General features: G+C 52.9%; 14 protein-coding genes. 6 read left to right on the top strand and 8 right to left on the bottom strand.

Going from position 1 to position 15979, the window contains the following annotated elements:
* Positions 1-117: 117 nt before the first annotated feature.
* Both O5O45_RS03895 and O5O45_RS03890 read right to left on the bottom strand, forming a co-directional pair.
* A complete protein-coding gene (locus O5O45_RS03895; protein ID WP_305903969.1) occupies positions 118-831 on the bottom strand; it encodes a TetR/AcrR family transcriptional regulator in 714 nt (237 codons plus the stop codon).
* A gap of 200 nt (positions 832-1031) precedes the next feature.
* Positions 1032-1637, bottom strand: coding sequence for a DUF924 family protein (locus O5O45_RS03890; protein ID WP_305903968.1), 606 nt, complete (start codon positions 1635-1637; stop codon positions 1032-1034).
* A 192-nt stretch (positions 1638-1829) separates the two neighbouring features.
* Between O5O45_RS03890 and O5O45_RS03885 the strand changes: the two genes are divergently transcribed.
* Complete coding sequence (locus O5O45_RS03885) at positions 1830-2204, top strand: sirohydrochlorin chelatase (protein WP_305903967.1); 375 nt, start codon at positions 1830-1832, stop codon at positions 2202-2204.
* A gap of 226 nt (positions 2205-2430) precedes the next feature.
* On the top strand, positions 2431-3324 hold the full coding sequence (locus O5O45_RS03880) for a TIGR01777 family oxidoreductase (protein ID WP_305903966.1): 894 nt from the start codon (positions 2431-2433) through the stop codon (positions 3322-3324).
* 152 nt (positions 3325-3476) lie between these two features.
* Here O5O45_RS03880 and O5O45_RS03875 read toward each other — a convergent pair whose 3' ends face one another.
* Together O5O45_RS03875 and O5O45_RS03870 are read right to left on the bottom strand one after the other, a co-directional pair.
* Entirely contained in the window at positions 3477-4130 is a 654-nt protein-coding gene (locus tag O5O45_RS03875; RefSeq protein ID WP_253938430.1) for a TetR/AcrR family transcriptional regulator, read from the bottom strand.
* Between the two features lie 163 nt (positions 4131-4293).
* On the bottom strand, positions 4294-4704 hold the full coding sequence (locus O5O45_RS03870) for a PaaI family thioesterase (protein ID WP_011398530.1): 411 nt from the start codon (positions 4702-4704) through the stop codon (positions 4294-4296).
* Positions 4705-5031: 327 nt separating this feature from the next.
* Between O5O45_RS03870 and O5O45_RS03865 the strand changes: the two genes are divergently transcribed.
* From O5O45_RS03865 to O5O45_RS03855, 3 genes are all read left to right on the top strand, one after another.
* A complete protein-coding gene (locus O5O45_RS03865) occupies positions 5032-6756 on the top strand; it encodes a proline--tRNA ligase (RefSeq protein ID WP_305903965.1) in 1725 nt (574 codons plus the stop codon).
* An 83-nt stretch (positions 6757-6839) separates the two neighbouring features.
* Positions 6840-7391, top strand: a complete 552-nt coding sequence (locus tag O5O45_RS03860; RefSeq protein WP_305903964.1) for a lytic transglycosylase domain-containing protein — start codon at positions 6840-6842, stop codon at positions 7389-7391.
* A gap of 132 nt (positions 7392-7523) precedes the next feature.
* A complete protein-coding gene (locus O5O45_RS03855; RefSeq protein WP_305903963.1) occupies positions 7524-8096 on the top strand; it encodes an NUDIX domain-containing protein in 573 nt (190 codons plus the stop codon).
* An 8-nt stretch (positions 8097-8104) separates the two neighbouring features.
* Here O5O45_RS03855 and O5O45_RS03850 read toward each other — a convergent pair whose 3' ends face one another.
* From O5O45_RS03850 to O5O45_RS03835, 4 genes are all read right to left on the bottom strand, one after another.
* Entirely contained in the window at positions 8105-8326 is a 222-nt protein-coding gene (locus tag O5O45_RS03850) for a DUF2835 domain-containing protein (protein ID WP_305903962.1), read from the bottom strand.
* 103 nt (positions 8327-8429) lie between these two features.
* On the bottom strand, positions 8430-13292 hold the full coding sequence (locus O5O45_RS03845) for an NAD-glutamate dehydrogenase (RefSeq protein ID WP_305903961.1): 4863 nt from the start codon (positions 13290-13292) through the stop codon (positions 8430-8432).
* Positions 13293-13662: 370 nt separating this feature from the next.
* Positions 13663-14121, bottom strand: coding sequence for a hypothetical protein (locus O5O45_RS03840; RefSeq protein ID WP_305903960.1), 459 nt, complete (start codon positions 14119-14121; stop codon positions 13663-13665).
* 35 nt (positions 14122-14156) lie between these two features.
* On the bottom strand, positions 14157-14624 hold the full coding sequence (locus O5O45_RS03835) for a hypothetical protein (RefSeq protein ID WP_305903959.1): 468 nt from the start codon (positions 14622-14624) through the stop codon (positions 14157-14159).
* A 387-nt stretch (positions 14625-15011) separates the two neighbouring features.
* Between O5O45_RS03835 and O5O45_RS03830 the strand changes: the two genes are divergently transcribed.
* Positions 15012-15971, top strand: coding sequence for an AAA family ATPase (locus tag O5O45_RS03830; protein WP_305903958.1), 960 nt, complete (start codon positions 15012-15014; stop codon positions 15969-15971).
* Positions 15972-15979 lie beyond the last annotated feature (8 nt).

The following is a 15979-nucleotide window of genomic DNA, read 5'->3' as shown; positions in this document are numbered from 1 at the left end:
GCTTCTTTCGAGGCGCTCCTCAACAGAAGTGGGCGCATTATAATTAGCGTTCCGAAAGCGCGCAACCCCTATTTTGATTTTTTTTCATTTCATAAAACAAAAGCGGGGGACCGAAGCCTAGCGTATATCCAGCATCATATAAAGAAGGCGTCGCCAGACTCTGCGCACCTTATCTTCGTCTATACGACCGCCTTGCAGCGCGCCCTCCTGCTCCAGATTGCCCACCATTCCCATAATAATGGCCGCATCCTCGACATAGGTCTCGTACCCGAGCGACTGCATAAATTCCACCAAACCGGATAACCAAGCGTCTTTATATCGCCGCGCCAACGCGCTCAGATTCTCATCCCGCACAGACTCCATTAAAAAAGCCTGCTCAGACATAAGCTCAGACTTGTGGTGCCGGACCTGCCCCAGCACATAGTTGGTCCCCATTTCCACTAACGCGTTGGCGAATTCACGCTTGCGTCCCTCATCCTCCATTACAGAGGCGGCGTCATACACTTCGGCGAGACGGCGTAGTTCAGAGTAGAAGAACTCCAGCTTCTCACGGCTTTTTTCCGCGAACAGCATGAAAGCGTCAGTAATTAACTCATTGATGTCTTTGAAGTAATAAGTGGTGGAGGCCAAGGGGACGCCCGCCTCTTTCGCCACGGCGCGATGTTTGACGCCTTGCACGCCCTCCTTCGCTACGATACGTAAAGCGGCTTGCAATATCTCTCGGCGTCGCTGCTCGCTCTTGACCCTTGAGGCCTTTCTTCCCTGGTATTGAATCGATTCACATAAAGACTGATCTACAGCGGGAAAGTCCAATTCAAGGCTACTAGACATAACTAACTCTTATTTTACTTCCAGGCTCCAGACGTCACTCAGGAGCCGTTGACGCAAAGTCCAGGAAACTGTGACGAACCACGCATGTTAACAAAGGGGGATACAAGGCTCAGCCAGCAAAGGTCAACATTGTGACCCAGGAGACAGAAAATCCTCACAGGTGGGCAGCGTTAGAGTAAGAAATTAGCCGTCAGGCAAGATCAGTCGTAAACGGCCGGATAAGAGAGCAAAAACTCAACCTCCTCCGGCCGACTCGCGCGCCTCAATACCTTGTTTCTGTGGGGGAAGCGCCCAAACTGGCGAATGACGTCCCGGTTCGTTTCCGCCTTGCCTGCGAAGCCACTGACAAAGTCCCTTAACGGACCCGCCTCACAGGTCGCAGCGAGCTGTCGATAAAGCGCGACTGACTCCTCTTGATCGGACACTTTCTCCGAATGTAAAAGCGGCATGTAGAAAAAGATTCGCTGAACCGGCTCAAGCCTGACATCCAGCGCCTTTTTGAGCCCTTCCCGCGCCGTTTTTCTGGCCTCCTTATCCTGGTCAAACGCCATGGCGCCGCCACGGAAGATATAACGAGGTAAAACATCCTGCAGAAGAATCAGGGCCAGTACGCCTTCGGAACTATCACGCCAATGCTGCAACCCCTGCTCCGAAGCCAGGACAACCGTCGTTAAGAAGCGCCGACGAATTTCACGGTCATAACTCTTAGCCTCAGAAAACCAACGCCGGAGATTTTCCTGAGGCGGCAACCCATTCTCATCCTGCTCGCCAAACCAATAACGTAAAATTTCGCCGTCCGACCACATCACCCCTCCGTAACCATCAGCACAAAACGCAACGCAAAAACCAAAGTGGATATTCGTTTCCCGCCTAAAACTGAGTAAGCTCTCGATTATAGACGTCCAAGTCAAGAAAATAGGCCTCTTAATAAGAAAGCAGCAAACCAAACCGGCCTAATCGGCGTACCATGCACATACTTGGAGATTCGACAATTCATTATGACTTTCGACCACACAATACTTCTCGCTCATGGCAGCCGTGACAACAACTGGTTGCAGCCTTTTATCGCACTGACGGAACGCCTTTCCCAAAGCGCCACTCAGGTTTCCCTGGCGTTCATGGAGCTTGCGGAACCCACACTGGAACAAGCCGTGATAAAAGCTAAAGATCAGGGTGCGCAGTCCATAGCGGTCCTGCCTCTTTTTTTCGCCGCAGGGAAACATTTGCGAGAGGATGTCCCCGCCATGACCGCCGCGCTGACCAAAAAGTCTGGCGTCGACATCACTCTGCTGCCACCCCTTGGGGAGCACCCTCTATTCATCGCCGCCGTTGAAGGAATTGTTCGCGACCTTCTACAGTCCAGCGCACGCTGACCAAGGTCGCATATAATTGCGAGAGACCACAAGCCGCCTCAGATACTTACTGCAGCGAGATGCTTACGCCGCTAAATCCTTAACTGAGCGAGCTAAGAGTCGAGTTTTAAACAACTTATTGTATAGACGCCCGATTAGGCACAAGATAGCCCAATCGCCACTGCGCACTACTCACGCACAGTCGACGACTCACATGTTGAAAGGAAGAGTTTAAGGAGATCCAAGCATGCACATCCTGGTGACCGGGGGTACAGGTTTTATCGGCAAACAACTGTGCCGGGCGCTATGGGCCAGTGGACACGACACTACTGTGTTCAGCAGAAGACCTGAACAGGTATCTCATCTTGTGGGAGAGCGCTGCCGCAGTATCGGAGAGCTGCGCGCGGACCTGATAGAAACACCGGTTGACGCCATCATCAATCTGGCTGGCGAGCCCGTAGCAGACAGACACTGGACACAAGCGCGTAAGCAAAAGCTGAAGCAAAGCCGTATTGCGCTGACCCACGACCTGATTGACATGTGCAAGCAAATGGAAACGCTCCCCAAAGCAATGGTTTCCGCATCCGCCGTGGGCTATTACGGAGACCAGCAAGACCTATTAGTGACAGAGCATAACCCGCCCCACGAGGAGTTCACACATGAACTGTGCAGCGAATGGGAAGCCGCCGCCCTAAGTGCAGAGAGTATTGGCATGCGCGTCGCCATCGCCCGTATCGGCCTGGTGGTGGGAAAAGAGGGTTTCCTACAGAAAATGCTACCCGTTTTTAAACTTGGTCTGGGGGGGAAATTCGGCGACGGAAGCCAGTGGATGCCCTGGATCCATATTCAAGACCTGCTAAGAGTTCTGCTGCATTTGCTCGAAACGCCTACATGCAGCGGCCCCTACAATGCTGTCAGCCCTACGCCGGTCACTAACGCTGAGTTCACCGCCACCTTGGCGAAACTGCTTCATCGCCCTGCATTCTGCACAGCGCCAGCGTTTGCATTGAGGCTAGCGATGGGGGAGCTATCGAGGATGTTGTTGACGGGACAAAAGGCGATACCAGCCCGTTTATTGGAAGAAAACTTCAGTTTTCAATTTGATATGCTTGAGGAGGCGCTGAAAGACGTCATTGACTGACTCGCTTTCAGTCCTCCGGTAATACACCGTAAGAAGACGCCGCCAAGTATTGGCGACAGGGATGACGCTTGCTTATTTGCGGTACGTCTTCATTTATATGTTTCCGCACTCCCTGACCTCAGGCCCAATGCGGGGTAACCAATCACACGACGTTACGCCGCCGCGTCCAGCTCACCTAAACGTTGACGCAAGTACGACTTCACCATCAACTTTAATTCCGTCAGCATGATTGACTCAGGCTTTTCTTCCATCGTCATGGCCAGCCTCAGGATAGCGCCGCAGGCTCTGGGCAGCATCACGCATATTAACCACAGACGCTCTTGTTCTACTTGCGGATACAGCAATTTGGCGCGATTGGTAATAGCCTGGGCGTTATCAAACAACTCGCCGAGATCCAATTGCTGAAGCTCAGGCATCGCCTCGACGCCCGACCAGATTTCTTTGTAACCTGGCTCAGAGCGGTAGAAATGGGCGAAGGTGTCGATAAGCTTGTCAAACCCTTCCTCCAGATCAAACTCGTTTACAAACTCCTCCATGACGGTGCTCAACGTCTTGATATGACGCTCAGCCAAGGCCTTGACTATAGCGGCCTTGTTGGGGAAATAGCGATACAAAGACGCTAGGGAAATACCCGCGCGACGGGCGATCTCCGAGGTTTTCGCTCCCTGCACGCCAACTTCACTGATAAGAATGGCAGCTTCGTTTAATATCAGCTCGACTCTTTCCCGGCTGCGTTCTTGCACGGGCTGCCTGCGCTGTTCGAGCTCCTGCAGCGCTTCTGAGTTTTTACTGGCGGTAATGTTCATAGTCATAACTTCCTGTAGTTATTCCACGAGGTTAGTACTGATCGTTCTTGAGTTAGTACTCTGATCAAAGTCATTTCATTTGGTTTTTATTGTTGTGGGTACGGCTATTATTGCGGTACAGCAGTCTACTAGCTGCGACGCGCCTGGCGGGCTCCTCCCCCCCTTACCGCGGCAACGCGTAACTTCCCGTTGCGTGTGCGACCAAACCATCGCTGTTCGGCGAGTACAGATTTACTTCACAAAATGCAATCCGGGAGCCAAGTTTAAGCAGAGTCGCCTCCGCCAAAAGGTCTTCCGGCTTGGGCCGTTGCAAAAAGTTGATGTTTAAATTGCTGGTGACAGCCATTTCCACACGCCCTAAAGTCGCCAGGATAATTGCATACATGGATGCATCCGCCAGCGACATGATGATGGGTCCGGAAAGAGTCCCTCCGGGGCGCACAAAGGTTTCTGAAAACGGGATTCGGGCGATAGCGTTCTTGCCTGAGACCTCATCAACCCGGAAATCGATGGACTCCGCCATCGGCACGCCGGTTCTGATGATGTTTTGAATTTCGTGCGCGGTCAGCATCATAGGCTCAACTGTATCATCGGACGCTGGTGAGTTTGCCTCATCGCCCCAGGGTTGCCAAGCAGGTATATGGCATAAACCATGAGGCCGGTTGCGTTCTCATGACAAACTGTTGTATGACGCGAAAAAGGCCGCTTGGATGGGCCGTTTTGGGGAAAACTGCGATAAATCCGATCGTCATGGCGGCCGTCGGGCCGCCCTCTGAGCCGTATTCGCAATTAATACAATCGCGCCTGTACGCAAGGAGTCATCGCTTCTACAATAGTGCGGCAGTAAAAATAAACCATTACCGGTAGTTAACCTTATTTATTTGTATTCCTGGGAAGATATATGCGCGCAAGTCGATACCTGATCGCCACCCTGAAAGAAACCCCTGCCGACGCGGAAGTCATCAGCCATCAGTTGATGCTGCGCGCGGGCATGATTCGCAAGCTGGCCGCAGGTCTCTATACCTGGCTCCCCCTTGGCTTGAGGGTTCTGAAAAAAGTTGAAAATATCGTCAGAGAGGAAATGGACCGTTCCGGCGCCCAGGAAGTGTTGATGCCGGCGGTGCAGCCAGCAGAACTATGGATCGAATCCGGCCGCTGGGAGCAATACGGCTGCGAGCTGCTACGCATTCACGACCGTCACAATCGCGATTTCTGCGTCGGCCCGACTCATGAAGAAGTCATCACCGACCTGATTCGCAATGAGCTGAAAAGCTACAAACAACTACCGGCTAATTTTTACCAGATTCAAATGAAGTTCCGCGATGAGCGCCGCCCTCGCTTCGGCATCATGCGCGCCAGAGAGTTCCTGATGAAGGACGCCTACTCCTTCCACGTGAGTCAGGAATCACTGGACGAAACCTACATGGTCATGTACGACGCTTACACCCGCATATTCACTCGCTTCGGCCTGGACTTCCGTCCTGTGCAAGCGGATAGCGGCAGCATTGGCGGTTCATCTTCCCATGAGTTCCATGTACTGGCCAACTCCGGGGAAGACTTGATCGCGTTCAGCACTGAGAGCGACTACGCCGCCAACTTAGAAAAAGCGGAAGCCCTGACCACTCTCAAGCAGGCGCCTGCGCCGTCCAAAGACATGACCAAGGTAGCGACGCCTGATCAACGCACAATTGAAAGCGTCTCCGCATTTTTGAAACTGCCTGCGGAGCAAACCGTGAAAACTCTGCTGGTGCTGGGCGAAGCGGAAGAAGGAGAGACTGCTCCGATAATCGCTCTGGTGCTGCGCGGCGATCATGTTCTCAATGAAATCAAAGCGGAGAAGCTGCCTGGCGTGGCGTCCCCGTTGACGTTCGCCAGCGACGAAGCCATTGAGGCGGCGGTGGGCTGCAAGCCTGGCTCCATTGGCCCCGTGAATCTGTCTCTTCGCACTATTGTCGACAACAGCGCAGCCGTGCTGGCGGATTTTGTCTGCGGCGCCAACGAAGAAGGCCAGCACTTCACCGGCGTTAACTGGGGACGTGACTGCGAAATAAAGGAAACCGCCGATCTGCGTAACGTGGTGGAAGGCGATCTCAGCCCCGATGGCAAAGGCATCCTGGTGCTCAAAAAAGGCATCGAGGTTGGACACGTATTCAAACTGGGCGACAAATACAGCTCCGCCATGAACGCCACCGTATTGGACGAAAACGGCAAAGCTACCGTGATGCAAATGGGCTGTTACGGCATTGGCGTCTCCCGGGTGGTCGCCGCCGCGATTGAGCAGGGCCACGACGACAAAGGCATCATCTGGCCGGACGCCCTGGCGCCTTTCCAGGTCGCCCTGGTTCCTTTGAATATGCATAAATCTGATGTAGTGCGCGAGAAAGCAGAAAGCCTTTACGCAGAACTGTTGCAAGCCGGCGTAGATGTTCTGCTGGACGACCGTAATGAACGCCCCGGCGTTAAATTTGCGGAAATGGAGCTCATCGGCATCCCACACCGAGTCGTCATCAGTGATCGCGGTCTGGCGGAAGGCAATGTGGAATACAAAGGCCGCCGTGATACCGACAGCACAGATATGGCAGTGGATACTGTTGTAAACTTCATCAAAGAGAAGTTGAAAAAATAGTCAATTAAATCATGCAGTACAGTTATTCAGTGCGCCCCGCCCTTGTTCGAGGCAAGGGCTTGTCTTGGTTATTCGGAATTTTCATGCTGCTGGCGCTTGCGCCGGTCTCCGCCCTTGCCGCCGGCCAACAAGAGCCGGATCCGGAGCTGCGCGCCGTATTAAAGCGCACGGTTAACGAGGCCCAAAGCTTTATTGACCGCTTTGACGCCGAAGTATGGCTGGTGGATATGTCCACCCGCATGGAAAAGTACATCAAAGACACCAATCAGCGTCTTGAATTACTGAAACTGGTGCATCTGGAAGCATCCCGCGCCGGCCTCAATCCGGAAATTGTACTGGCGGTAATGCATGTGGAAAGCCGCTTTGATCCCTACGCAGTTTCCAGCGCCGGCGCGCGCGGCCTGATGCAGGTGATGCCGTTTTGGATAAACGAAATCGGGCGACCGGATGATAACCTCCACGATGTCGCCACTAACCTGCGCTATGGCTGCACCATTCTCAAGCACTACCTGGACAAAGAGAAAGGCAACCTGATTCGAGCTCTGGCCCGCTACAACGGCAGCTTGGGCAAAACCTGGTACCCGGAACGGGTTCTGGTCGCCTGGGAACGTTACTGGTTCGTCAAACACTCCTGATATCGACGCCAGACTCAACCTACACCATTCCCGAACGCCGGCGGAGCTTTTCTCCCCCGGCGTTTTTGTTATAAGTTTCCACTCATTCTTATCATTTCAAGCCATCGAGCTACGTCGCACAAGGAATCCATTATGTCCGACTCTCCTGAAATCAATCCCTGGCGCACTCTTTCCAGCAATCAGGTTTATGTTAACCCCTGGATTCAAGTGGAGCATCGAGAGGTCATCGCCCCCACCGGCAAGCCCGGCATTTATGGCGTTGTGCATATGAAGAACAAAGCGGTCGGCATCGTGCCGGTCGACGACCATGGCTACACCTGGCTGGTGGGACAATATCGCTATGCGACCGAATGCTACTCCTGGGAGATCCCTATGGGCGGCGCTCCTCACGATGAATGGACAGCGGACGCCGCGCGCAGAGAGCTACAAGAAGAAACGGGGTTGATTGCCGATGAGCTGTCGGAGCTAATGCGCCTGCACACCAGTAATTGCGTCACCGACGAACAGGGCGTGGTGTATGTTGCGCGCAAGCTTACGCAAGTCGGTTGGAATCCAGATGAAACAGAGGAGTTAAAAGTCCAACGCTTGCCGCTGCAAGAAGCCGTGGACATGGCGCTGAGCGGCGCAATTACGGACGCCATCAGCGTCGCGGCGTTACTGAAGATTGCGCTTCAACACCCAGATTGGCTGACGCAAGGCGAATAAAACCGGCGTTAAGCCAGTTGCTCAATGGACTGAAATTTATTGGAGTCATCGAAAGTGATGACAAATGAACCCCGAATACCCTCTCGGGTTACGAAGCGCTGCAGGATATTAGCGGGAAATTGAACCCTGAGCCCTTCCCGGCTTACGGCGTTGACGCTTTTTGCGCTACCGCGGTAAACGTTCAAGTACTCATCTGCGGATATATAGATGTCGACGATGATTTGCCGCATCTCTGGAACACTCTGCTGTTACTGATCAACTCTATAAAAACAAACCATCACAACCCTCCCCCCTATGTTGGACGGAGGGTTGTGACAGCGTTAAGTTACATTATCAGACCTTGGTGGTGGCGTGCGTAGTGCTCTGCGCCAGATCCAACAACTCACGCAGGGCCACAGAGTACATAGGGAACTCTGGATCTTTCGTCGCTTTCAGCTCGGTCAACATACCGCGCCAGCGCTCGATCAGGTCCGTATTGCACTCTGACCAGGCGTCGATACGCTGATCAATGTCTTCCGGCGCGTCCGTCATGCGCAGGATACCGACCGTCAGAGCACGCTGCTGCCAGTCAAGATCTTCGCGGAAACTCTCTCTCGCCAGCGCCTGCCAATGCGTCGCCGGCTGCGCGATATTGAGCTGATGCGCAAACCACTGCATATCCAGTCTTTCGCCCATGCGGAAGAACATACGCGCCACGTAATCCAGGCTGGCGTTAGTCTGTTCCTGCGCCTCAATGATGCCCAAAGCGGAGTACAGATACGGCGTTCCCGCCACTGTCGCAGCCAGTTCATCCGGCACGCCAGCCTGACGATAACCGTCATAGCGCTCCTGCCACAGTTTGAGCTGGTCGCCGGAGAGCAGCTCCTTGAAGTGATGCGCGATGTAGTCAATGCCGGTGGAGAATTTATCCATGTTCTCCATGACATTCAGTTCGCTGCGACGATTTCTCAGGAACCAACGGGTCGCTCTACGCACCAAACGGATCAGTTCGGACATCATTGCGATCTGCATGCCGCTGCCGACCTTATAATCCAAGGCTTCAATCGCCGCCCATTGATTCTGCACCTGGAATACATTTCTGGCGATAACGTACGCCTGAGCGATCGCCGCCACTGGCGCGCCAGTAGACTGACGCAGACGGTCCACAAAGGTGATGCCCATGTGGTTGACCATGTCATTGGCGACCTGAGTGGCGATAATCTCGCGACGCAGGCGGTGGTCGCGCATCTGACGACCAAATTTCTCCACCAGCACCTGAGGGAATTCAGTGTGCAGTTCGTTGGCCAGATACTCGTGATCCACCAGATCACTGTCGATCAGGGTCTCCTTCAGCCAGCCTTTGACGTAGGAAATCAGCGTACAGAGTTCCGGTCTCACCAGGCCGCGCTTCATGGATTTACGTTCGGTGATGGTTTCATCGTCCGGAATAAACTCCAGACCGCGATTCAGCTTACCGATAGATTCCAGATGATTAATCAGACGGCGGTATTCTTCAATGCGAGTCGCCGCATCAGTTTCCGCAATACTCAACGCCTGGGTCTGACGATAGTTATTCATCAACACCAGATCAGCAACGGACTCAGTCATGTCCGCCAGCAACTTATTACGCTGCTTCATGGTCATGTCGCCGCCGGCGACAATCTCATTCAGCAGGATCTTGATGTTAACTTCGTGGTCAGAACAGTCGACGCCGCCGGCGTTATCAATGAAGTCGGTATTCAGACGGCCATAGTTGAAGGCGTATTCAATACGAGCCAACTGGGTCATGCCCAGGTTGCCGCCTTCACCGATGACTTTCACCTGAAGATCGCTCGCGTCGACCCGCAGCGCGTCGTTGGCTTTATCGCCCACGTCTGCGTGCGTTTCTTCCGAGGATTTCACATAGGTGCCGATGCCGCCGAACCAAAGCAGATCCACCGAGGCTTTCAACAACTGTGAGATCAGCATGTTGGGAGGCAGGCGATCCTGCTTGATGCCGAAGCGCGCCTTCATTTCAGGGCTGATCGGAATCGACTTGGCGTTGCGCGAGAACACGCCGCCGCCCGCCGAGATCAACTTGCTATCATAATCCATCCACGTGGAGCGCGGCAGCTCGAACAGGCGCTTGCGCTCTACGAAACTGGACGCGGCATCTGGATTAGGATCGATAAAGATGTGCATGTGGTTGAAGGCGGCCACCATGAGAATATGCTCAGAACGCAACATGCCGTTGCCGAACACGTCTCCGGACATGTCGCCCACGCCCACCACGGTAAAGTCGTCAGTCGCTGTATTCACGCCCATTTCACGGAAGTGGCGCTCGACAGAAACCCAGCCGCCGCGAGCGGTGATGCCCATCTTCTTGTGGTCGTAACCCTGGCTGCCGCCGGATGCAAACGCATCGCCCAGCCAGAAGTTGTACTCTTCCGACAAGGAGTTGGCGATGTCACTGAACGTCGCAGTGCCTTTATCCGCCGCCACAACCAAGTAATAGTCGTCTTCATCGTGACGCACCACATCCAAGGGCGGAATCACTTCACCGCTGGAAAGGTTATCGGTGACATCCAACAAACCGCGAATAAAGGTTTTGTAGCAGGCAATACCCTCGTTCAGCATGGCTTCGCGATCATTCTCCGGCAGCTGTTTGGCGACAAAACCACCCTTCGCGCCTACAGGAACGATAACGGAGTTCTTGACCTGCTGCGCCTTCACCAGCCCCAGCACTTCCGTCCGGTAATCCTCAAAGCGATCAGACCAGCGCAGACCGCCACGGGCGACCTTGCCGCCGCGCAAGTGCACGCCTTCTACACGCGGGGAGTACACGAAGATTTCGAACATTGGCAGCGGCAGCGGCATTTCCGGGATGTCGCGAGGGCTGAATTTGAAGGACATATATCCCTTCACGCCATTGTCTTCGCCGCGCTGATAATAGTTAGTGCGCAATGTCGCTTTGATCAGTTCAACATAACGACGCAGTACGCGGTCTTCACTCAAGTGTTCAACTTCATCCAACGCCTGGTTGATTTCAATCTCCAGCTTCTGTTGCGCAGCGCCACACTGGGCTTCGCTCTGAATTTTCGCTGGGTTGAAACGCGCTTCGAACAGCTCGTAAATAGACTTGGCGATATGAACGTGATTAACCAGGGTATTGGCGATAAAGTCCTGGCTATAGCTGAAGCGGATCTGACGCATGTAACGGGCGTAGGCTCGGAACATGGCGATCTGCCGCCAATCCATCTGGGCCGCCAATACCAGGCGGTTGAAGATGTCATTCTCCGCCTCATTGGTCCAAACGCGCAGGAACAGCTCTTCGAACTTCTTGCGGATTTTCTGGATATCGATCACTTCACCGCCGCGGCTCTGCAGAGAGAAGTCATGAATCCAGACCACCTTGCCGTTACGATCAACCGCCTCAAACGGGTGCTCGCCCAGGACTCTCAGACCGAGGTTTTCAAACAACGGCAACACGTCGGACAAAGGCACCTGCACAACGCCATGGAAAAGTTTGAAATGCAGAATGCTTTCATCTTCTTCCAGAGCGCGATAGAAACTCATCGCCAACGGGCGTTCATCGCTCAGTGACGCAATATGCTCGATATCGATCACCGCACGGCGAGGTGAAAACTCTTCTCGGTAGGCGCCATTGAACGCATTGGCGTACAGATGAATATAGGCGTTGGCCTGTTCTTCGCCATGCGCCTCGTACAGGCTCTCCATCAGGCCATCCTGCCAGGACTGAGCCGCTGCGATGATGCGCTCTTCCAGCTCTGCAGGACGCAGGTCGCGACGCTCCGCTTGCGGTACGCGCAGGTTGAACTGCGTACGCGCCAGCACGGATTCGGAGAAATAAGTGGTGAACTCTACGTCTTCTGCGCCGGTAGCCTTGACCAGAATATCGGAAATGCGCAGACGCAGATCGGTGCTGTACAGGTCTCTCGGCACATACACGATGGCGCTGACAAACTGACCGTACACGTCCTCGCGAATAAACAGACGAATCTTGCGGCGCTCCTGGATATACAGAATCCCCATGGCCACATCGAACAAATCATCGCGCCCCAACTGGAACAGCTCGTCTCTGGGATAAACCGCCAGAATCTGATCCAACTCTTTGCCAGCGTAGTCGCTAGGATTGAAACCAGAGCGCTTCAGGACATGCTTGACCTTGCGTCTGACCAATGGAATATCGTCAGGACGCTGGTGGTAAACCCGTGAGGTATATAGACCCAGGAAGCGGCGCTCCCCAATGACTTCCCCCTGCTCGTTGAACTTCTTCACTGACACATAATCAGGATAAGCGGGACGATGCACCCGCGAGCGTTGCGACGATTTGGCGAAGGTGAAAATTTCAGATTGCAGTAGTTGCCGACGGGCTTTTTGAGGCAGATCGCTCAACTTCATCATCGCGGGACGTTCTGGATGGCTCTTCAAGATACCCAATTCAGAACCCGCAACCTGTTGAATGATGGTGTCTTTACCGGCTTTCTTGAACTGATACTCATCGTATCCGAGGAAAGTGAAATGGTCCGCAGCCAACCACTTCAAAAACTCGCTCGCTTCTTTTAAATCCGTTTTTTTGACATTGGGAATATCTTTCTCGAACTCGCTGATGAGTTCTTGCGCGTGCGACTTCATTTTCTCGTAGTCGCCTACCGCAGTCCGCACTTCGCCGAGAACGGTCTCCAGTTCCTCTCTGATGCGCTGGTGATCAGCGGGATCATTATGACGATCAATCTCCACATACACCATGGACTCGCCCAACTCCCGCGCCGGCTCTTCATCGCGGCCGATAACGCGCTTGAGTTTGGCGGAGCTGTCCCGCTCGATGTACAGAACCGCATGCTGAATGGAGTGCAGCGTCAGCTCCATGCGGTTCAGCCCCATACGCACCGAGTCGACGATAAAGGGAATGTTATTGTGAAGAATGCCTATAACGGTGTGGGTGGATTGCCAGCCGTGAGTTTCCAGGTCAGGGTTGAATACGGTGACCTTGGGCTGGTCTTGATGATGTTCTTGCAGGAAGTGCCAACAGGCGACGACAGCGCCGTAGATATCCGCCAGACGGCGACTACGGATTTCGTCCAGAGGCGACATTTCGAGATAAAGCCGGGCGAACCGGTTCACATCCTCCGCTAAGCCAGGATCCAGTTTCTTTTTGAACTCCTCCTCTAAAAGTTCAAAAAACTGCTCCCTGGTCTCTACGCTAATCTGCTTCATTAAATTTGCACCTTTTTATTATTGGCTCAAAAAAAGCAACGACCCCAAAACTTCTTTTACAACGAGGCAGTGAACTGAGTGAGATGACGCCTGCAGTTTTAAGAATAGTTCAGGTATTGAAATCTGTTTATGCTGTTTGGGAGCCGAGAGCCTAGCAGGGCGGATACGCGTTTTTAATACAGTTTAGTACCTACTACAAAAGATCAAAAATCGCCGCTAACGAAATTTTTTTATTATTTTTTTCATAGAGTTACGGAGAACGCTTTGCAAAAAAGCGTTCTATCACAACCACATTGGTAGGTGGAAATACCTAGGCAATAACACGCAACAAAAGAACGGATTTTAACCACCCCATTTAACCGCTGCGTTATCAGACCTCTTCAACTTTAATATTCGGATATGAAGTTCGTATTTTGCTGATCAGCGTTTTGATATGAGGCAGGAACTTTTTTGCGAAGGAAGCTTCCTTTGCATAGGGATACGCGCCTTCAAAATACACAAATGTGTTGCTGTAACGTATCAGCTCAACTTTAGCGATTAAAACCTCTATGGGACGCACTTCTTTACGCTCAGGATAAAGGTCGAACACCACTTTATCCCCGTCATACGACAATAATGTCTCCAACTCCCAGCGGTACTTGGTTCCTCGTACAACGCGCCAAAGCGCGCCTAATCCAAGCAGAAGGGCTAACAGGCCCAGCACTGGATAGGGATTCCATAAGTTATGGCCGGATGTAAAGATCAATAACCACACAACGCCGAGCACTATTTTTTCCAGCCACAAAGACTTCTCTTCGAAGGCTACTTTTCTCCACCTTTCAATTTTCATAGGTCCGCCGCTTACAACACTTCATTCAATTACTGCTACTGCGATTCGAAATGAATATCAGGCCGCGCAGCCCGGATACTCTCGATTAATTCCCCTACGTGAGGCCGGAGACTTTTCTGAATACCTATTAATTTGGAATATGGGTGCGCGCCTTCAAAGCAGATAAATTTTTTCCCATAGGTAATCTTTTTCACCTTCTCCAGTGCAACCTCAACGGTTCGCGTTTGAACCCCGTCTCTCTGCTCAAATATAAGCTGGTCGCCCTCATACTTTAACAAGACGGCCTCTACCCAACGGGTCTTTTCGCGACGCTCTATCTCAATACACGCCAGCACACTAACCATCGCCAGGATAAGAACCGCCACCCAATACTCATCTAGGAGCGACTTATCGACGAAAGCTCCGCCGAACAGGAAAAATATCACAGAGATTAAGAAAACGGACTTACTGAAGATTGGCTGCCGTTCGTAATAGCGTTCAGCCCTTGTTTCTTTGATTTCCACGAACAACTCCAACGCGCATATCAAAAGTGGGTAGCTGCGCCACTCTGGCTTAATCAAGGTTAAAAAATCTTAATCACCCTTGAATCGGCATTCTACAGTACGCACTTTAAAACATGACAGCTAGGCGGCTTTTGATTTTCGCTGCGCAACTCGCTTGTCGATTTGAGGGCGACCGCAGTCGTCGCATTGATAGTTTAATGTTATGACGAATAATTAATAACGAAACAAAGTTAATTATTGCAGAATGCTGTCACGTTGGCGCTGGACGCCTGCAGCTGAGTTTCCTAACATCTTAAGCCCGCTACAGGCCCGGAACCTCCGGCGGATGCGTCGAGGGTTTGTTGACGTTTTTGGAAGAACAACGCAAACACTGGTATTAGGTTAAGCATGTCCTTACAGGCCACTCTTCTCGATCTAAAGAACCAACTCAGTGAATCCATTATCGGACAGTCACACCTGCTCGATAGGTTGCTGATCTCTCTGCTCGCTGACGGCCACTTATTGGTCGAAGGGGCGCCCGGCCTCGCCAAAACCAAAGCAATTAAAGAACTGGCTTCCAATATTGAAGGCGACTTCCAGCGCATCCAGTTCACTCCCGATTTACTGCCGGCGGACATTACCGGGTCCGACATTTATCGTCCAGAGACGGGGAACTTCGAGTTTCGCAAAGGCCCCATTTTTCACAACTTAGTGCTGGCGGATGAGATCAACCGCGCTCCCGCCAAAGTGCAAAGCGCGCTGCTGGAAGCCATGGCGGAGCGACAAGTTACCGTGAGCGGACGCAGTTATCCGTTAGATGGTCTGTTTATGGTCATGGCCACGCAGAACCCCATAGAGCAGGAAGGCACTTATCCGTTGCCGGAAGCGCAGCTGGACCGTTTTTTGTTGCACGTCCGCATTGATTACCCTGACTCAGAGTCCGAGTTGAACATTCTGCGCCTGGCTCGCCATGAAGCGGCGGGGCCTAAAGTCAAAGAATCCCAACCACTGGAGCAGGAAGCCATTTTCCAGGCTCGCAAAGAAGTGTTGAACGTATATATGGCCGACTCTGTTGAGCAGTACATCGTTCAGATCATCATGGCGACCCGCTTCCCCGAAAAATACGACGCCAAACTGGCTGAGTGGCTCGAATACGGCGGCAGCCCCCGCGCCACTATCGCACTGGACCGTTGCGCCCGCGCGCACGCCTGGCTGAACGGCAAGGATTTCGTGGCCCCCGAGGATGTGCAGGCGATGGCCTTCGACGTACTGCGCCACCGTCTAATCACCAGCTTCAAAGCGGAAGCGGAAGGAGTATCCACCGACAAGGTCATCGCCCGTTTGCTGGAGCAGGTGCCGGTTCCCTGACATTAATC

It is taken from the genome of Hahella sp. HNIBRBA332, assembly GCF_030719035.1.
In the GTDB taxonomy this organism is placed as follows: domain Bacteria; phylum Pseudomonadota; class Gammaproteobacteria; order Pseudomonadales; family Oleiphilaceae; genus Hahella.
This window is presented reverse-complemented; position numbering and strand designations above follow the sequence as displayed.